At 42.8% G+C, this 19,115-nt stretch carries 19 protein-coding genes; 13 read left to right on the forward strand and 6 right to left on the reverse strand.

Features of this window, described 5'->3' with window-relative positions; genetic code table 11:
• Positions 1-13: 13 nt before the first annotated feature.
• Positions 14-400, reverse strand: a complete 387-nt coding sequence (locus tag Q0K96_RS12185) for a DUF423 domain-containing protein (RefSeq protein ID WP_297334264.1) — start codon at positions 398-400, stop codon at positions 14-16.
• A 97-nt stretch (positions 401-497) separates the two neighbouring features.
• Here Q0K96_RS12185 and Q0K96_RS12190 point away from each other — a divergent pair, with 97 nt between their 5' ends.
• Positions 498-1,868, forward strand: coding sequence for a saccharopine dehydrogenase C-terminal domain-containing protein (locus tag Q0K96_RS12190; RefSeq protein ID WP_297334265.1), 1,371 nt, complete (start codon positions 498-500; stop codon positions 1,866-1,868).
• Between the two features lie 270 nt (positions 1,869-2,138).
• Positions 2,139-2,609, forward strand: a complete 471-nt coding sequence (locus Q0K96_RS12195) for an Lrp/AsnC ligand binding domain-containing protein (protein WP_297334266.1) — start codon at positions 2,139-2,141, stop codon at positions 2,607-2,609.
• Between the two features lie 15 nt (positions 2,610-2,624).
• On the opposite strand, the gene Q0K96_RS12200 is transcribed toward Q0K96_RS12195, so the two are convergent.
• The 3 genes from Q0K96_RS12200 to Q0K96_RS12210 form a co-directional block, all read right to left on the reverse strand.
• Positions 2,625-3,323, reverse strand: coding sequence for a zinc metallopeptidase (locus Q0K96_RS12200; RefSeq protein WP_297334267.1), 699 nt, complete (start codon positions 3,321-3,323; stop codon positions 2,625-2,627).
• A gap of 95 nt (positions 3,324-3,418) precedes the next feature.
• On the reverse strand, positions 3,419-4,099 hold the full coding sequence (locus Q0K96_RS12205) for a hypothetical protein (protein ID WP_297334268.1): 681 nt from the start codon (positions 4,097-4,099) through the stop codon (positions 3,419-3,421).
• A gap of 160 nt (positions 4,100-4,259) precedes the next feature.
• Entirely contained in the window at positions 4,260-7,325 is a 3,066-nt protein-coding gene (locus Q0K96_RS12210; protein ID WP_297334269.1) for a class I tRNA ligase family protein, read from the reverse strand.
• Between the two features lie 148 nt (positions 7,326-7,473).
• Here Q0K96_RS12210 and Q0K96_RS12215 point away from each other — a divergent pair, with 148 nt between their 5' ends.
• Genes Q0K96_RS12215 through Q0K96_RS12240 form a run of 6 tightly spaced genes read left to right on the forward strand, consistent with a single transcriptional unit; the run spans position 7,474 to position 11,444 of the window.
• Positions 7,474-8,346: a permease-like cell division protein FtsX gene (locus tag Q0K96_RS12215; protein WP_223053570.1), complete on the forward strand. Its 873-nt coding sequence runs from the start codon at positions 7,474-7,476 to the stop codon at positions 8,344-8,346.
• 46 nt (positions 8,347-8,392) lie between these two features.
• Positions 8,393-8,701 carry a DUF3098 domain-containing protein gene (locus Q0K96_RS12220; protein WP_297334270.1) on the forward strand — a complete coding sequence of 103 codons (309 nt, stop codon included), beginning with the start codon at positions 8,393-8,395 and terminating at the stop codon, positions 8,699-8,701.
• 6 nt (positions 8,702-8,707) lie between these two features.
• Positions 8,708-9,520 carry an undecaprenyl-diphosphate phosphatase gene (locus tag Q0K96_RS12225; RefSeq protein WP_297334271.1) on the forward strand — a complete coding sequence of 271 codons (813 nt, stop codon included), beginning with the start codon at positions 8,708-8,710 and terminating at the stop codon, positions 9,518-9,520.
• Between the two features lie 8 nt (positions 9,521-9,528).
• Entirely contained in the window at positions 9,529-10,221 is a 693-nt protein-coding gene (truB, locus tag Q0K96_RS12230) for a tRNA pseudouridine(55) synthase TruB (RefSeq protein ID WP_297334272.1), read from the forward strand.
• Positions 10,205-10,807 (forward strand): hypothetical protein, encoded by a 603-nt coding sequence (locus tag Q0K96_RS12235; protein WP_297334273.1) that lies wholly within the window; start codon positions 10,205-10,207, stop codon positions 10,805-10,807. The genes truB and Q0K96_RS12235 overlap by 17 nt, the downstream gene beginning before the upstream one ends.
• A gap of 1 nt (position 10,808) precedes the next feature.
• A complete protein-coding gene (locus tag Q0K96_RS12240) occupies positions 10,809-11,444 on the forward strand; it encodes a YiiX/YebB-like N1pC/P60 family cysteine hydrolase (protein WP_297334274.1) in 636 nt (211 codons plus the stop codon).
• On the opposite strand, the gene Q0K96_RS12245 is transcribed toward Q0K96_RS12240, so the two are convergent.
• Positions 11,441-12,052: a thioredoxin family protein gene (locus Q0K96_RS12245; protein WP_297334275.1), complete on the reverse strand. Its 612-nt coding sequence runs from the start codon at positions 12,050-12,052 to the stop codon at positions 11,441-11,443. The genes Q0K96_RS12240 and Q0K96_RS12245 overlap by 4 nt on opposite strands.
• A gap of 103 nt (positions 12,053-12,155) precedes the next feature.
• Here Q0K96_RS12245 and Q0K96_RS12250 point away from each other — a divergent pair, with 103 nt between their 5' ends.
• The 4 genes from Q0K96_RS12250 (at position 12,156) to Q0K96_RS12265 (ending at position 16,874) form a co-directional block, all read left to right on the forward strand.
• Positions 12,156-12,935, forward strand: a complete 780-nt coding sequence (locus Q0K96_RS12250; RefSeq protein WP_297334276.1) for a patatin-like phospholipase family protein — start codon at positions 12,156-12,158, stop codon at positions 12,933-12,935.
• A 70-nt stretch (positions 12,936-13,005) separates the two neighbouring features.
• Entirely contained in the window at positions 13,006-13,713 is a 708-nt protein-coding gene (gene pyrH / locus Q0K96_RS12255; protein WP_223053578.1) for a UMP kinase, read from the forward strand.
• 22 nt (positions 13,714-13,735) lie between these two features.
• On the forward strand, positions 13,736-14,296 hold the full coding sequence (gene frr, locus Q0K96_RS12260; RefSeq protein ID WP_297334277.1) for a ribosome recycling factor: 561 nt from the start codon (positions 13,736-13,738) through the stop codon (positions 14,294-14,296).
• Positions 14,297-14,387: 91 nt separating this feature from the next.
• Positions 14,388-16,874: a DUF5686 family protein gene (locus Q0K96_RS12265; protein ID WP_297334278.1), complete on the forward strand. Its 2,487-nt coding sequence runs from the start codon at positions 14,388-14,390 to the stop codon at positions 16,872-16,874.
• Between the two features lie 6 nt (positions 16,875-16,880).
• On the opposite strand, the gene Q0K96_RS12270 is transcribed toward Q0K96_RS12265, so the two are convergent.
• Positions 16,881-17,207, reverse strand: a complete 327-nt coding sequence (locus Q0K96_RS12270) for a multidrug efflux SMR transporter (RefSeq protein ID WP_297334279.1) — start codon at positions 17,205-17,207, stop codon at positions 16,881-16,883.
• A gap of 141 nt (positions 17,208-17,348) precedes the next feature.
• Between Q0K96_RS12270 and asnS the strand changes: the two genes are divergently transcribed.
• Positions 17,349-18,782, forward strand: a complete 1,434-nt coding sequence (gene asnS / locus Q0K96_RS12275) for an asparagine--tRNA ligase (protein ID WP_297334280.1) — start codon at positions 17,349-17,351, stop codon at positions 18,780-18,782.
• Positions 18,783-19,115 lie beyond the last annotated feature (333 nt).

Genomic DNA, 19,115 nt, shown 5'->3' on the forward strand with positions numbered 1-19,115 from the left:
AATTATAAATAATTTATCCTTTTCGTTTCATTAAGTGCAACAGGAGTACCGCCCAAGCCGCAATTAATAGAAATCCTCCAATTGGTGTAATAAAACCTATAGTTTTAAAATCGAAAGAAAACAGCGCATTGCAAGCTAAAAAATAGATAGAACCTGAAAACAATAACACCCCTGTTACCACAAGTATAAATATATATTTTTTAACTTTTTGCGTAGCAAAAGCAGTGCTTCCTAAAAACAAAAAGAAAAGTGCATGGTACATTTGGTATTTAACACCTGTCTCAAATGTGGCAACTGCTTCCGGCTCAATAAGTTTTTTGAGTCCATGTGCGCCAAATGCTCCTAATACTATTGCCACCAAACCTAAAAAAGCACCTGTGGCTAAAATTTTTCTGTCCATTTTTACTAAAATATTAGTGTAAAATTAAAAACTTTACAGAACTTTACCGCACAAATATTTAACAAATCATTACATTCGTGTTATAAAATAGAGCATTATGAGGCATGTTTTAATTATTGGCGCAGGCCGCTCGGCTTCGTCTTTAATAGAATACCTGTTACAAAAAGCAGAACCCGAAAACCTGCATATAACTATTGGCGACCTTTCTGTAGAGCTTGCATCGCGCAAAACGAAAGGACACACCAGGGCGACCCCGATAGCTTTTGACATTTTTAATGAAGAGCAACGGAACAACTATATAAGCAATGCCGATATTGTTATTTCTATGCTGCCGGCACACCTGCACTATGAGGTGGCGAAAGACTGCATTAAGCACAAAAAGAATATGGTAACCGCCTCATATATAAGCCCCGCCATGATGGACCTTGACACACAGGTAAAAGAAAACGGGCTTATTTTTATGAATGAAATTGGCCTAGACCCGGGTATAGACCACATGAGTGCCATGAAGGTACTTGATGAGATAAGAGATAAAGGCGGCAAGGTATTATTATTTGAATCTTTTTGCGGTGGGCTTGTAGCTCCCGAAAGTGATAATAACCTTTGGAATTATAAGTTTACGTGGAACCCACGCAATGTAGTGCTTGCCGGGCAGGGTGGCGCAGCCAAATTTATACAGGAAGGCAACTATAAGTATATACCTTATAACAAACTGTTCCGCCGTACAGAATTTATGGAGGTAGAAGGCTTTGGCAGGTTTGAAGGTTATGCCAACCGCGATTCTTTAAAATACCGCAGCGTGTACGGACTTGATGATGCGCTAACATTATATAGAGGTACATTAAGAAGAGTGGGCTACTCTAAAGCCTGGAATATGTTTGTACAGCTGGGCATGACAGATGACACTTACATTATGGAAAACTCTGAGAACATGAGCTACCGTGATTTTACCAATGCTTTCCTTCCCTATCACCCTACAGATTCTGTTGAGCTGAAGCTGAGGCATATCCTCAAAATTGACCAGGACGATATACAGTGGGATAAGCTTATGGAACTGGATATTTTTAACGCCTCTAAAAAAGTAGGATTAAGAAATGCTACACCTGCACAAATACTAGAGAAGATACTTTCGGACAAGTGGACACTTAGCCCTGAAGATAAGGACATGATTGTAATGTACCACAAATTCGGCTATGAGCTTAACGGCAAAAAGCAGCAGATAGACTCTACTATGGTATGCATTGGTGAAGACCAGACTTATACTGCAATGGCTAAAACTGTAGGTTTGCCGGTTGCCATGGCTACCTTACAGATACTAAACGGCAACATTACACTTAAAGGCGTACAATTACCTATTTACAAAGAAATATATGAGCCAATATTAAAAGAGCTCGAAGAATTCGGGGTTGTGTTTAACGAAAAGTATGTGCCATATATGGGGTATAACCCTAACAATGTTGCAAGCTAACCCCGCATAACTAACTCAATTAACTATGTGCCTCCCGCTTTACTGCGGGAGGTTTTTTATCACAGGTAGTTATACCTGCTTATCAAAATCAGGTAATTATACGCTTATGAGGGTAAATGTAACGAACTACTTTAGCAAAGTAAATCAACTACACCTTTTTTACATACACCTTTACATCTATGCCGCCCGCCCGGGCGGCTTCTTCTATATAGCTGCTCAAATTACAATATCACATATAAATACATTATTTTTGTATAAAGCTGTAACCCTATGAAACTAAATTCCTTTCAGATTGAAATAGACGGCATCGATAAAGAGATACTCCGCAACCTGATGGAGGATGCCCGTAAGCCTATTTTGCAGATAGCTTCTAAAATTGGTATTTCAGGTGCAGCCATACACCAGCGGCTCCGCAAGCTGGAGCAGGCAGGAGTAATCTCCGGCTCAAAATTTATTGTAAATAATAAGGTATTGGGGTATAGCACTATGGCGTTTGTAGGCATTTACCTTGATAAAGCATCGAGCAATGCCGAAACGGTAAAAGAACTGCGAAAAATACCCGAAGTGCTGGAATGCCATTACACCACCGGGAACTGGTCTATACTCATAAAGATTATTTGCCGGGATAACGAACACCTGATGCAGCTACTAAATACACGTATACAACCAATTGAAGGAGTTTCGCGTACTGAAACGTTTATATCGCTCGACCAACAGATAGAACGGCAGATACAATTGTAAATTCAGAGTTCAGAATTAATCTCTCCTGCCAAATACAAGGAAAGCAAAATAAAGCAGGTTGGCAAGCGCACCAAGTGCCGCTACAACATAGGTTCGGGCAGCCCACTTAAGCGAATCTTCCGCACCGCTGTATTCCTGGCTTGTAAGCATATTATTCTGTTTTAACCATTTCAAAGCCCTGTTGCTGGCATCATACTCCACCGGAAGCGTAATAAAACTAAAAAGCGTTGCAATAGCCATCATGGCAAGACCGAGTATGGCAATGTAATATCCGAAGCCTATATTGGATGCTGCCCCCAGTAAAAGCCCGCCAATAATAAGGATGCCTGAAAGCCTTGATGATATACTTACCACAGGAACCATTTTACTGCGAAACTGCAACATGCTGTATGCCGTAGCATGCTGAACGGCATGCCCTACTTCATGCGCCGCAACGGCTGCCGCCGCAGCATTGCGCTGATTATAAACCGCTTCACTTAGGTTAACCGTTTTATCGGCAGGGTTGTAATGATCGGTAAGGCGGCCCGGCGTAGAGATAACCTTAACATCATAAATACCATTATCATTCAGCATTTGCTGTGCTATCTCTGCGCCACTCATGCCGTTGCGCAAATGCACCTTGCTGTAATGATTAAATTTAGATTGCAGCCTGTTGCTGACTATGAAACTTACCAGTGCAATTGCACCCAGTAATATATAATATCCTATTCCCATTTTTTTATTATTGTTTTAGTGAATATACAGCAAAATTAAAGCCAATCTTTACAGACTGGCTTTACATGTATATTTTGGCATATAAACTGTAATAATTACAGCATAAAGATAAGTTTAGCATAAAAGCGGCCCTGCCCGTTCTCCTTAACTGTATTTGCCACATCGGCTACTTCGCTGTCCCAGCTGCCGCTTAATACTGCCCATTGATACCCCATATTTAACCTTAACGGGAATGATGATTTTTGAAAAGCCGCAACTGATATGGACGGACCTATAAATAACTGCTCGTTGCCCAAGCTGATATGCCCTGAATGGAATGCCGGGTTAAGATTATTAAGATCTATTTCGGTGCCGCGCCTGTAAAGGTCGAAAGTATTGGTGGTATAAGAAATGTCAGCACCGGTACCTATATAAAAACCGTTACCCCTTAAAGGTATGTACTGCGGCCTTAATGTTAAACCTGCCACAGCACCCCTCACCCTGTCGCTACTTGTTTTTTTATCATAGTAATTGGTATTGAACTCAAAATCAAACATAATTTTTTCCCATGTCACGTTGTAACCGAAACCGGCCTCGAACATAGCATCCGGCAACTGCGGCATGCCCGAAGCTTCAAGCTTGTCATTAATTTCGTAGTCATTCATAGTCCCTACACCAAACGCTACATAAAAGCCTTTGCTGATTGGTTCTCCTGATTCTGTTGTAGCTGAATCTGTTTCCTGTGCAAATACCGAAAATGATGCAAGGCATACTACTGTAAGTAAGATTTTTTTCATGTTGATTTTGTTTTAACTGTTATTTTTTGATTAATGATTTGATTTCCCATAACCAAACCCCGTGCCAAAAAATTCGTGTTAAATATGTTAATTAAAAAAATAAAAACGATATGTTGATTTTCAGCAACATATCGTTTAAAATAATTTTATCTTATTAAAATTACATCACAATATTGATAATCTTACCGGGAACGATAATTACTTTTTTAGGCGTTTTGCCCTCCAGTTGCTGCACGGTGCGATCATCGGCAAGTATTAGTTGCTGCATTTCGTCCTGCGGCATGTCCAGCGGCAGCTCTATCTTAAACCTCATCTTGCCGTTAAAAGAAACCGGATATTCCTTACTGCTCTCTACAAGGTACTCCGGCTTAAATATAGGGAACGGCACTTTGCTTATGCTCCCCTGGTGCCCCAGCCTGTGCCATAGCTCCTCGGCAATGTGCGGAGCATAAGGCGATATGATAACTGCAAGCGGCTCTAATATTAAACGCTCATGGCAGTTAATAGCGGTTAGTTCGTTTACCGCTATCATGAAAGAACTAACAGAGGTATTAAACGAGAAGTTCTCAATATCATCCTGAACCTTTTTGATAGTGCGGTGCAGTATCTTGTATGCCTCGGCAGAAGCAGGATTACTGTTTACAATAAGCCCCTTATCGTCAAAGTAAAACTTCCATAGTTTTTTAAGGAAACCGCTAACGCCGGTAATTCCGGCAGTATTCCAGGGCTTGGCCTGCTCCAGCGGGCCTAAGAACATTTCATATAAACGCAGGGTGTCAGCCCCGTACTGTTCGCAGATATCATCAGGCGTTACTACGTTATATTTTGACTTCGACATTTTCTCTACTTCGCGGCTTACGATATAATTGCCGTTATCCTCTGTAATAAAACGCGCTGTGTTATACTCACTCCTCCAGTTGCGGAAACCATCTATATCAAGCTCGTCCGAAGCATTTACAAGGCTTACATCAGCATGAATATTCCTCACTGTCGCCTCGCCAAACTCAAGGTCAACCTTGCGGTAGGTCTTTATAGCTTTAGAAGCAAAAATATCGTTCAGCAGTAAATTCTTTACTTTTTTCTTTACCTCATCAGTATTATACTTATCTGCCAATGACTTAGAAAGGTATACCGTAAAGCTGCCTTCGGTACTTTCGTTCATGCCGGTAAAGTTTATATCTTCTATAGTGCAGTTATAGTTATAAATGGCTTCGTGCACAAAAGCGCTTGTGCCCAGTATCATTCCCTGGTTGATGAGCTTTTTAAACGGCTCATCGCTGTTGATGTATCCCCTGTCTTTTAAGAACTTATTCCAGAAACGGCTGTATAGCAAGTGCCCGGTAGCGTGCTCGCTACCGCCTATATATAAGTCAACATTCTGCCAATAAGCCTCATGCCCGGCAGAAACAAACTGTTCCTTATTGAACGGATCCATATAGCGCAGCCAGTACCACGAGCTGCCTGCCCAGCCGGGCATGGTGTTAAGCTCCAGCGGGAAAATAGTTTGGTTATCAATAAGGCTGTTAGCCACTACTTTGTTTTGTGTAGTATCCCATGCCCATTCAGACGAGTTGCCCAGCGGTGGCTGTCCGTCCTCGGTTGGGAGGTACTTTTCTACTTCCGGCAGGCGCACAGGTAAATGCTCTGTAGCTATCATCTGCGGCAGCCCGTTTACATAATATACCGGGAACGGCTCACCCCAGTAGCGCTGGCGGCTAAACACCGCATCGCGAAGGCGGTAGTTGGTTTTACCCTTGCCCCTGCCTATATCTTCAAGGTTTTTAATAACCGCTTTTGTAGCTTCTTTATAAGACATCCCATCCAGAAAATCTGAATTAACAAGCGTAAACCCTTCTTTGGCAGAGAATGCTTCTTCAGCAATTATCTCGTCAGGATTCTCCCCCTTTGGGGGTTGGGGGGCAAAAATATTTTTTATGGGGATATTAAAATGCTTTGCAAAATCATAATCGCGCTGGTCACCTGCCGGCACAGCCATAACAGCCCCTGTGCCATAACACGCCAGTACATAGTCGCCTATCCAAACCGGTATGGGTTCTTTGGTAAACGGATGTTCTGCATAAGCCCCTGTAAACACACCCGATATGGTTTTTACATCAGCCATACGGTCGCGCTCACTGCGTTTTGCCGTTGCTTCTATATATTGTTCTACAGCCGCTTTTTGCTCCGGTGTAGTTATTCTGGGCACAAGGTCATGCTCGGGCGCAAGTGTCATAAACGTTACCCCGAAAATAGTATCAGGCCTTGTGGTAAATACTTCTATTTCGTAATCGCCCGTATCATCCCCGGTAAGAAAGTACTCCACCATATCTTTTTCCGATGTGGGCTGCTTAACCTTAAAGGTAACTGATGCACCAACCGATTTACCGATCCAGTTGCGCTGGCTTTCTTTTAACGATTCTGTCCAGTCTATTGTATCAAGCCCTGCAAGCAGGCGCTCGGCGTAGGCCGAAATGCGCATGCTCCACTGCGTCATCTTTTTACGGATAACCGGATGCCCCCCCCTTTCCGAAACACCGTTTACAATTTCATCATTTGCCAGTACCGTACCCAGTGCAGGGCACCAGTTCACTTCGGTTTCGGCAAGGTAGGTAAGCCTGTATTGTAAAAGTATGCGCTCCTGCTTTTCTTTATTGTAGCCGTTCCAGTCTTCGGCAGTAAATACAGGTATGTTATCATCGCTAACGGCATTAACAAATGCATTGCCTTCTTTTTCAAAAATGGCTATCAGCGTGCAAATGCTTTCCGCTTTATCAGCATCTTTATTGTACCATGAGTTGAACAGTTGTATAAAAATCCACTGCGTCCATTTGTAATACTCGGGGCTGCTGGTGCGCACCTCCCTGTCCCAGTCGAACGAAAAGCCTATTTTATCAAGCTGCTGGCGGTAGCGGTTAATGTTTGCTTCGGTAGTTATGGCAGGGTGCTGCCCGGTTTGTATGGCATACTGCTCTGCCGGAAGGCCAAAGCTGTCATACCCTTGCGGGTGCAGCACATTATAACCCTGGTGGCGCTTGTAGCGCGCATATATATCAGAGGCTATGTAGCCCAGCGGGTGCCCCACGTGCAGCCCAGCGCCGGATGGGTACGGAAACATATCCAGTACATAATATTTAGGCTTGTCTGATAAATCATCAGCCATAAATGTTTTGTTCTCTGCCCAGTACTTTTGCCAGCGGGCCTCAATTTCGTTGGGGTTGTATTTCATGCTATGATAGAAAAGTTGTAAGTCGTAAAGTTTTAAAAGTCCTGTTAACCCGCAAATTTACGCTTATTGTACGAAAGTCAAAACTTTGCCCGTTATAAACTATGTTTAACAAATTTCTTTATTATTTTTACCGCTTAAAACCAATCCTATGGCATCATCTTTTGAGAAATTCCAAAAAAGGCGGCTAATTTCTTCCTATTTTTCTGTAATACTCAGCATTTTTATCGTGCTTACCCTCCTTGGGGCATTAGGATTATTTGTTATTAATACCGAAAAGATATCGGGCTATGTTAAAGAAAACATACCCATGACGGTATATTTTAAGCGTGAGGCTACCGACAGCACCATGCAGGCGTTTGGCGAGCAGCTTAAAAACTCACCGTTTATAAAAGATTTTAAATACGTATCTAAAGAAGAAGCGGCAGAAAATAACCGGGATATTATGGGCGACTATGAAACCCTGCTTGACAGCAACCCGCTTATGAATTCTTATGACCTGCATCTTAAAGGCGGTTATGTACAGAACGACAGCATTAAGAATATAGAAGTACAGTTCCGCTCTAACCCTATGGTGGGCGATATTACCTATGACATGGTGCTGGTTGAAATGGCAAACGAGAACATTAAAGTTATATCGTTCTGGATACTGGTTATAAGCGGAGTGCTGGCATTTGTATCGATGCTTTTAATAAACAGCTCGCTTCGCCTTTCTATCTATAACCACCGCTTTACCATTAAAACAATGCAGATGGTGGGCGCTACCAAATCATTTATCCGCAGGCCGTTTGTATGGAGGGGCATTAAACTGGGGCTTATAGGCTCGCTTCTTGCCATAGGCGCATTAATTTGGCTGGTATATTACCTTGATGAGGCTTTCCCTGTGCTTAATATATGGGAAGACTGGGTGCCTACCGCTATAGTGTTTGCCGGGGTGCTTGCCTTTGGTATTATTATAGCTGCAATAAGCACCTTTTTTGCTACACAAAGGTTCCTGAACCTGAGAACCGACGATTTATATTAAGCCTCAAAACGGAAACCTTAAACGTTAAACTTTAAACAACAACAAAGTGAACAATAACAACGAAATAAAAACGCATTTTCTTTTTGAAAAGGTTAATTACAAAATATTACTTATTGGGCTTGCTGTTATAGCGCTTGGCTTTATACTTATGGCAGGTGGCGGCAGTGACGACCCCAACGTATTCAGCCCTGATATTTTTAATTTCAGGAGGATAAGGCTTGCGCCTACTGTTGTGCTTATTGGTTTTGGTATTACAATATATGCCATATTTAAAAACCCTGCGCCAAAAGCAACCGCTAACACAAACGAAACTACTTTTCCTGAAGAAAAGCCAATTAAGAACTTTAAAAAATAACCATAAATGGATTTTTTCCAGGCCGTAATACTTGCCATAATAGAAGGGCTTACAGAATACCTGCCCATATCCTCTACCGCTCACATGATTTTTGCCAGCTCATACTACGGCATTCAGGAAGATGATTATGTAAAGCTCTTTCAGGTTTCCATACAGTTCGGGGCAATACTGGCAGTAGTGGCTTTATACTGGAAAAAGTTTTTTGATTTTACCCGCATTAATTTTTACCTGAAGCTGGCTATGGCGGTAATACCCGCGCTGGTGCTGGGCCTGCTGTTTAACGACCTGATAGAAGAAGCGCTGGAGCAGCCCATACCTATTGCAATAGTACTGATAGTGGGCGGCGTGATTTTACTGTTTATAGAAAACCTCTTTAAGAACCCGCAGCCTATAACAACCGAAGAACAGATAACCAATAAAAAAGCAATTACCATCGGCTTTTGGCAGTGCCTTGCCATGATGCCCGGCACCAGCCGTTCGGCAGCCTCTATAATAGGTGGTATGCAGCAGGGGCTTACCCGCGAAAATGCAGCTGAGTTTTCTTTTTTTTTGGCAGTGCCCACCATGGCGGCAGCAACTATTTATTCGGTGTTCATTAAAACATACGAGAATACTGGCAAAAAAGGTTATGAGCTTTTAACGGAGTCGTCAGACACGCTTACCATGTTTTTTGTGGGTAATGTTGTTGCCTTTATTGTTGCCATAATAGCCATTAAAGGTTTTATAGGGCTCATTAAAAAATATGGCTTTAAGCCCTGGGGCTGGTACCGCATTATTGCAGGTGCATTACTGCTTGCCTACTTTATAACTTACAAATAATTGCCGTTTTGCCTACACCTGAAGAATTTACAGAAGGAAAAGTACTGCTTATAGACAAACCATTGCTCTGGAGTTCCTTTCAGGCGGTTAATAAAGTAAAGTGGAGCCTTAAAAAGCATTTAGGGCTAAAGAAGATAAAGGTAGGCCATGCGGGTACACTTGACCCACTTGCCAGTGGATTGCTCATAATTTGCACAGGCAAATTTACCAAGCGCATACCCGAACTTCAGGGAATGGTTAAGGAATATACAGGCACTTTTGTTGTTGGCGCCACAACACCATCTTATGACCTTGAAACAGAGGTTAACCAAACCTTCGACACAGCCCATATTACAGAAGCGCTTATACACGAAACAACAAAACAGTTTACAGGCGAGATAGACCAGAAACCTCCTGTATTTTCTGCCATAAAAAAAGACGGCAAGCGCTTGTATGAGCATGCCCGCAAAGGCGAAGAAGTGGAAATTGCTTACCGGAAGGTTACCATTCACGAATTTGAAATTACACGCGTTGCCCTCCCCGAAATAGATTTCACGGTAGTGTGCAGCAAAGGGACATATATACGCTCACTTGCCCATGATTTTGGACAGGCAATGCAGTCGGGTGCCCACCTTACTGCGCTACGCCGTACTAAAATAGGCAATTTTAACGTTATCAACGCCATTAGCCCTCAAGCTTTTGAAGATGAAGTTGTACCTTAAAATATTCTTCTGTGCATTGTTCTGCCTTTGCTGCGCTTCGCTTTCAGCGCAAAGCAAAAAGAATAAGACTGTTTATATAACAAGGATAGACCCAGAAGACAAAACACCTGCGGAGCAAATATGGTTCAGGCACGTTTCGCTATCTGTACCGTTGCGGGCGAACCCTTACAAAGATTCTGAATACAATACCGACGGTACACAATTTTACGACCTTTTCGTCCCCGACGGAATAAGTGCACATCTTGGCTATGGCATACACTATAAGTCAAGGATTGGCTTATCATTAAATACTGGTATCGACTATACCGGATACCTGCGGCTCGCAAACGTTCCGGTATATGGCAGCCTTATGCTTAACCCGCATATTACAGACGAAAGTTCTATAATAATACAGGGCGGTTACGGCTACTCTTTTGCATTGGGCAGGGGCAGCCTTAGCGGCACTTACCAAAAATACCGCCTTGGGCTTGGTTTTGACGACAGCATTGTAATCTATTTAGAAGTGAATGCCAGCAACTTTTCCGTTCACGGATATAATACCGCCGCCAATTTTTGTATCGGGCTTATAGCTTTAGATTTTTTATAGTATGAAAACAGCAATACTCGCATTTTTTATAGTTTTAAGCAGCTTTGCGCAGAACATACGCACTGAGGATTTAAAAGACGGCGACCTTATTTTTCAGGATATGGACTGCGGCCCGCTTTGCGATGCCATAGAGGCTGTTACCGAAGGTTATAAAGGGAATGACTTTAGCCACATGGGGCTGGTGTACCATCGTAACGATACTTTATACATTATAGAGGCAGCAGGCAAAGCGGTAAGGCTTACACCTTTTGAGCAGTTTGCAAAAAACACGGCAAAGCCAATGTATGTGGGCAGGGTTAAAAAACAATATGCGCAACTGCTACCCGCTGCAATCGGCTTTTCGTTGAAACAGCTTGGCGTGCCTTATGACGATGAGTATGTTTATGACAACGGCAGCTATTATTGTTCGGAACTTATATATGATGCCTTTTTATATGCCAATATGGGCAAGCCCTTTTTTACACTTTATCCAATGACCTACAAGCAGCCCGGTACTGATACATTTTTCCCGGCATGGGTAACATACTATAATACTATTAATAAAAAAATACCGGAAGGAGAACCCGGGTGTAACCCCGGGGGCATTTCCCTTTCCGGTAATATAGATATTATAGGCACATTGCCCGTAAGTAATTAAAACCTTTTTTCTATAAGCTCTGCAAGCTGGGCTATTTCCTGCATGGTGCTGTGACCATTGTCGTTAAGGTACCACTTTTGCAACTCTGTCTTTGCCGTTTCGTCTATTTTGCCGTGTGCAGCTTTATAGTCGGCAATAAGCTGTGCTGCACCCGCAGGCCTTGGCCCCCAGCTTTCAAATACTGCGTTGGTTTCGGTATCTACAATCAGCAGCTTGGGTATAGAGCGTGCGCCGTTGGTCAGGAATTTATCCATCAGTTCAGGATTCTCATCACGCAATACAATACGCAGTTCGGTCAGTTCGTTCTCATCTGCCATTTTTTTAATAATCGGCAGCAATTGTGCGGCATCGCCACACCAGCCCTCGCTTATTACAAGCCAAATGTAACTGCCTTTAACCGCTTTAAGCCTTTCCTGCACTTCGGGCAGTATCTTTATGGTTTTATCAAGGCGGTTCATCCGCACCTCGTTAATCGAGCTGTAATGGGTAAGGTCTTCACTTTGGGTGTTGCCGGTGCTTAGCCCCTGCAGCAGCAGGTGCGAAATATGGTTGCGGTACTCTGTATAAGAATAGCTTTTTTCTAAAGCCGATGCTATTATTTCTTCCATAATATTTAAGTGTTTGCTACTACAAAATTACGGCAAGTTTTAACAGCCACCAATAAAACAACATGAATAAAAGACGTATTTTAGTCGGGTAATCTTTATAAAAATGAAGTTTGAAAAAAGCACGATAGGCTTAATATTATCGGGTGGCGGCACTAAAGGGATAGCACATGCGGGCGTACTTAAGTTTTTGGAGGAGGTTAGCCTCAGGCCGCATCACATTGCAGGCACCAGCAGCGGCGCCATAGTGGCATCTCTTTATGCATGCGGTAAAAAGCCCGATGAAATACTGGAATTCTTTAAATCGATCTATTTTTTTCACTGGCGGCATTTTACATTCAGGAAACCGGGTTTTATAGATTCTGACGCCTTTAAAAATTATTTTTTAAGCGTTTTCGGCGACAAGCTGTTAGGAGAACTGCCCTTCAGGATGCACCTAACTGCAACCGACCTTGTTTCGGGCAAGCTGCGCATATTTGGGCCTGAGGTAAAAATTGTGGATGCTGTGCTTGCGTCGTCGGCATTTCCGGGAATCATATCACCTTACGAAATTGATGGCAAACTGTATAGTGACGGAGGTATATTAAACCACTTCCCTACTGATATTTTACAGGGACGCTGCGACACACTTGTAGGAGTATATGTAAGCCCCATCCAGAAAATAGCCAAAGAAGACTTGAAAAGCATCAAGTCGGTAACCACACGCGCTTACGACCTGCTGTCTGCCAATACCAATATGCAGAAGTTTACGCTGTGCGACTGGGTTATAAGCCCTGATGAACTTGCACTGTACAACACCTTTGAAACCAACAAGCAAAAAATGGAAGAGATATACATGATTGGCTACGAACAGGCAAAAAAATCGTATAATGAACTAATAGTATAAGCAGCCGGGTTAACAATTTTGATTGAGAAAAACTTTTATTGCTATATTTGCACCAGTCAATAAAATCCCAATGAAATATAAAAGAATTCTGTTAAAACTGAGTGGTGAAGCCCTTATGGGTGACAGGCAGTATGGTATAGACCCTAAAAGGCTTGCCGAGTATGCCGAGGAAATAAGGATGATACACGATAAAGGCGTGCAGGTAGCCATAGTTATTGGCGGCGGCAACATTTTTCGTGGTGTAGCCGGTGCCAGCAATGGTATGGACAGGGTTCAGGGAGATTATATGGGCATGCTTGCCACTGTTATAAACGGTATGGCACTACAAGGCGCACTGGAAGATGCCGGCATGCAGACACGCCTGCAAACAGCGCTTAAAATAGAGGCCATTGCAGAGCCTTATATTAAAAGAAGGGCTGTGCGTCATCTTGAAAAAGGCCGTATAGTAATATTTGGAGCCGGAACGGGCAACCCATACTTTACTACCGACACTGCGGCAGTGTTGCGCGGTGTAGAGGTTAACGCCGATGTAATTTTAAAAGGCACACGTGTTGACGGTATCTATACCGCCGACCCTGAAAAAGATGCCACAGCTACAAAATATGACACCCTTACTTTTGAGGATGTTTTGGCAAAAGGTCTTAATGTAATGGATACCACCGCATTTACCCTGAGCCAGGAAAATGAACTGCCTATTATTGTTTTTGACATGAACAAGAAAGGTAATCTTGTAAAGGTTTGCGATGGCGAACTGGTAGGAACTACAGTAAACGTTTAATTTTTATATAGAAATTAAGGCTATGGAAGAAATTGATTTTATTTTAGATAGTACCAAAGAATCTATGAACAACTCTCTTTTGCACCTTGAAAAAGAGTTTTTAAACATACGTGCCGGTAAGGCAAGCCCTGCCATGCTTGGCGGTGTAAAAGTAGACTATTACGGCGCCGCAACCCCGCTTAGCCAGGTAGCCAACATTAACACACCTGATGCGCGCACCATTACTATTGCGCCGTGGGAAAAAAGCATGATGCAGCCTATAGAAAAGGCTATTATGATTGCGAACCTGGGCTTTAACCCGATGAATAACGGCGAAAGTATTATAATAAGCGTACCACCGCTTACAGAAGAGCGTAGGCGTGACCTTGTAAAACAGGCCAAAGCCGAGGCAGAAGAGGCTAAAATTGGTGTGCGTAATGCCCGTAAGGATGCCAACACCGAGATAAAGAAACTCGAAAAAGACGGCGTATCTGAAGATGTTTGCAAGAGTGCAGAGGATGAGGTACAGGAGCTTACCAACAGCTACATCAAAAAAATTGATGAGCTGCTGGCACACAAAGAAGCCGAAATAATGAAAGTTTAAATATGAGATCCGCCTAACAGCGGATTTCTTATTTATGCATTATATTTACCGAAACAATTTGCCTGTTTTTCCGTTTAGCATAAAAAGGCTCATGAAAATCCTTACGCTGTTGCTGCTTTTTGCCAGCCTGGCCTGCCAGGCGCAGTTTACCGTTACCGGTACAGTACGCGAAAGTGAGAACAACTACCCCCTGCCTTTTGCCACTATTATAACCGATAGAGGCCAAACTACCGTAACCGATATCGACGGTAAATTTACTACAGATGCCACTGCGTGGTTCAGCGTAAGCTATACAGGGTATAAAGCTGAAAAAATTGCTGTTATACCCGGACACAAAGGTTATAGCATTACGCTTACCCCGCATACCGAACAGCTAAAAGAACTTGTACTGGAGCGCGGCAACCCCGCCGATGCCCTTATGCGTAAGGTGTTATACAACAAGCCGCAAAACAACCCGCAGCTAAAGCTGGAAAGCTTTAAATATAAAACCTACAACCGGCTTTTAGTGACTGCAAACCCCGATTCTATTTCGGGTAAGTTGGATTCTGTTTATGTATATGAAAAAGCCGGTCGGCGTTTTGCCAAAATAGATTCTTCCGACTTTAAATTCAAAAAGATAATAGAAAAGCAGCACCTGTACCAGACAGAAAAGGTGTCGGAGTTCAGGTTTAATAAAGAACAGGGGCTTAAAGAAAATGTGCTGGCCACCCGCATGGCAGGCTTTAAACACCCACTTTATGAAATTATCGGGCTTACGCTGCAATCGTATTCGGTATATGATGACAATATAGAACTATTGGAAACTAAGTATGCCGGGCCTGTAGGGTATGATGCCCTGAAAGACTATAATTATAAAATACTGGACACCGTTAGCATAGACGGGCGAAAGGCCTATATGGTTTATTTTAAGCCTAAGCGTGACAGAAAAAACAAAAAGCTGCGGGGTGTATTATACATAGACAGCAACAATTACGGCATTTCAAAAGCTGTTTTCCGGATAAAGAATGTGCTTGATATAACCTCTACCCACCTGTTCAGGTTTGAAGAAAGCGCCGGGATATGGTTTCCTGACGGAAAAACGCTTAAAGTGGTGAAAGGAAACAACAAGCAGGATATAAAAATACTGGGCGAAACCATAAAATTTGATGCTGCCGATAAAGAGCGGAGTAAAAGGGATGCCGTAGCTTCAGATTATGTTTACCTGCTATCTGAATCTTATAATTTTGAAAAGGAGTTTAACACCCCTACTCCCATACGGCATAGTGCAGTGGCAATAGAAATAACAGAAGAGGCAATAAACCGCCCGGAGAGTTACTGGAACCGCTACCGCCGCGATACGCTTGATTCGAGGAGCATGAAAACCTATGTGGCATTAGACAGCCTTGTGGCTAAGGAAAACTGGGAGTATAAAATATTTCTCGGCAAAAAGATAATTAACGGTTATGTGCCTGTCGGGATGTTTGATTTCGACCTTCGTGATATTATTAAATACAACAATTATGAGGGCTTCAGGCTGGGTGTAGGCGGCATAACAAATGATAAGTTTTCCGAAACTTTCAGGCTTACAGGCTATGGTGCATACGGAACTAAAGACGGCGCCTTTAAATACAGCCTCGGCTCAGCAGTACGGGTAGGCAAATTTTCAGGTTCATGGGTAGGCTTCTCCTATACCGATGATGTAAGGGAAATTGCAAGTACCTCCTTTGCAACCGATAAGCGGGTGTTTAAGATTTATGACCCCCGCCCCATCAACATTTCTACCTTTTACAACCACCAGACCTATCAGGCTTATATTGAAACCAAAATTATACCTAAAACAGAAAGCCACTGGCAGGTAACCCGCAGCAGGATAGACCCGAAATTCAGCTATGTATACAGCCCGGGTGGCAGGAGTTACCCTTTGTTTCACCTTACCACTGCATCCGTAGCCATACAATGGAACCCTTTCAGCGATTTTATGCAGACCCCAAACGGGCGTATTGAAGTAGATAAACGGTTCCCTAAATTTGCTTTTCAGTACACACAGTCGGTTGCGGGCATATTGGAAAGCGACCTTACTTTTGGCAAGCTCGACTTCAGGGCAGAGATGGAAAAGAAATACCTGAACGGCCAGAAAACTTCTGCTCTTATCCAAACCGGTGTTGCAGTAGGCGATAGCCCGCTCACGCATTTATACAGCACCTCGCCCAACAACCTAGATAAAGACGGCGTTTTGGGCAGGATAACCCTTGCGGGCAAAAACAGCTTTGAAACCATGTATTTCAATGAGTTCTTTTCCAGCCAGTATGTTATAGTGCAGCTAAAGCATGGCATGAGCCGCTTTACCATATCAAACGCAATAAAGCTTTCGCCTATGCTGGTTACGCGCTTTGCGTGGGGTAATATGGAAGAGCCCCAAGAACACGAGGGCATCGCTTTTAATACACTGGAAAAAGGATATTATGAAAGTGGTATAGAGCTTAATGAAATTTTTAAGGGTTTCGGCCTTTCTGCATTTTACCGCTACGGCCCTTATCACCTGCCGCAGTTCGACAGGAATATTTCCCTTAAAGTAAGTTTTGTGCTTAACCTGCTGTAACAGCTTTTAATGCGACACCACTTTAAGCCCTATTATAGAAGCTATAAGCGTGGTAAGGAAAAACAGCCTCCAAAAATCTGACGGTTCTTTAAATACAAAAATACCAACCAGTACCGTTCCTGCTGCGCCAACCCCTGTCCACACGGCATAGGCAGTACCTATAGGAAGCTGCTGTGTCGCCTTATACAGTAACACCATACTGATAGTAAGGCAAACAAAAAAGCCGCCCATCCAGTAAGCAGATGTTGTGCCTGTAGTTTCTTTAGCCTTGCCCAGGCAGGAGGCGAAACCCACCTCAAACAAACCTGCAATAATAAGAAGTAGCCAGTTCATGCCACTAATGTAAAGTTTTCTAAATATTAAAGCTGTAAAATTTAACTTTTTTGTGGTTTTTACTACATTTGCAGGCATTTATCCGTACATTGGATATAGCATGCACAGCAATAGAAGCCAAAAAATAAATTAACAGTAAAAATGAAGCACACAAAAGTTAAAGACCTGCTGAACAGCACGAAGCCGATTGATGATGTATCTGTAAAAGGATGGGTAAGAACTTTCCGTAATAATCAGTTTTTGGCGCTTAATGACGGTTCTGTTATACACAACATTCAGTGTGTAGTTGACTTTGAAAATACTCCTGCCGAAACCCTGAAAAGAATTACTACCGGTGCAGCCGTATCGGTTAAGGGTGACCTTACCGAAAGCAAGGGTAGCGGGCAGAAATATGAAATTCAGGTAAAGCAACTTGAAATACTGGGCGACAGCGACCCGGAAGAATACCCGATTCAGCCTAAAAAGCATTCCCTTGAATTTTTAAGGGAAAATGCCCACCTTCGTGTCCGCACCAATGTTTTTGGGGCAGTAATGCGCGTGCGTTCTGTACTGTCTTTTGCAGTGCACCATTACTTTCAGGACAGGGGGTTTGTATATGTAAACACTCCGGTAATTACAGGAAGTGATGCAGAGGGCGCGGGCGAAATGTTCCGTGTTACCACACTGCCTGCGCAAAACCCGCCTGCTACAGAAGACGGCAAAGTAGATTATAAAGAAGACTTTTTCGGCAAGGAAACCAACCTTACCGTATCGGGTCAGCTTGAGGCGGAAACCTATGCTATGGCACTTGGTCAGGTATATACTTTTGGACCTACCTTTCGTGCAGAGAACAGCAACACATCACGCCACCTTGCCGAATTCTGGATGATAGAGCCGGAAGTAGCATTTAATGACCTTGATGCAAACATGGACCTTGCTGAGGACTTTATTAAGTATGTAATACGCTATGCGCTTGAGAAATGCCCGGAAGACCTTACTTTTCTTGATCAAAGGATGAAGGATGAAGAGAAAAACAAGCCTGCCAACGAGCGCAGCGAAATGAGCCTGCTGGAAAAGCTGAGGTTTGTTTTAGAGAACAACTTTAAGCGTGTAAGCTACACCGAAGCAATAGATATACTTAAAGGTTCTAAACCCAACAAGAATAAGAAGTTTAAATATATTATTGAGGAATGGGGTGCCGATTTACAGAGTGAACACGAGCGTTACTTGGTAGAAAAACACTTTAAGTCGCCTGTAATATTGTTTGATTACCCCGCAAAGATAAAGGCATTTTACATGAGGCTGAACGATGATAACAACACCGTTCGCGCTATGGATATACTATTCCCCGGTATTGGTGAGATTGTTGGCGGTTCGCAAAGGGAAGAAAGATTTGATGTGCTGAAGCAGAAAATAGCCGATATGGGCATTGATGAAAAAGAGCTTTGGTGGTATCTTGACACCCGCAGGTTTGGTACCGCAGTGCACAGTGGCTTCGGGCTTGGCTTTGAACGCCTCGTACTGTTTGTAACGGGCATGACTAACATTCGTGATGTTATACCTTTCCCGAGGACACCTCAAAACGCAGAGTTTTAAGAATAGTTTATAGAAAAAAAAGCGCTACAATCGTAGCGCTTTTGTTATTTTATCTTATATCAATATGAAGGTATGGATTCTGAATGACTTGGTACAGTTCCATCAGTAAGATCCAGTTTACCTAGGAGGAGGATCCGCACTCCTCTCCCGTAGGCAAGCGGGTCAACCGATATAAATATACTAAATTTAGGGTCGTAATATCGGGCGCTGTAATAATAATTACTTTCTTCTCTTTAATATATTTTAAAAGAATGTTCATTAATTATACTGACACTAATTTGAAGCAACTACTTCATTAAAATAAATTCTCCATTTTTACAAACATATTCATCT

Source organism: Flavobacterium sp., from assembly GCF_024305175.1.
In the GTDB taxonomy this organism is placed as follows: domain Bacteria; phylum Bacteroidota; class Bacteroidia; order Flavobacteriales; family Flavobacteriaceae; genus Flavobacterium.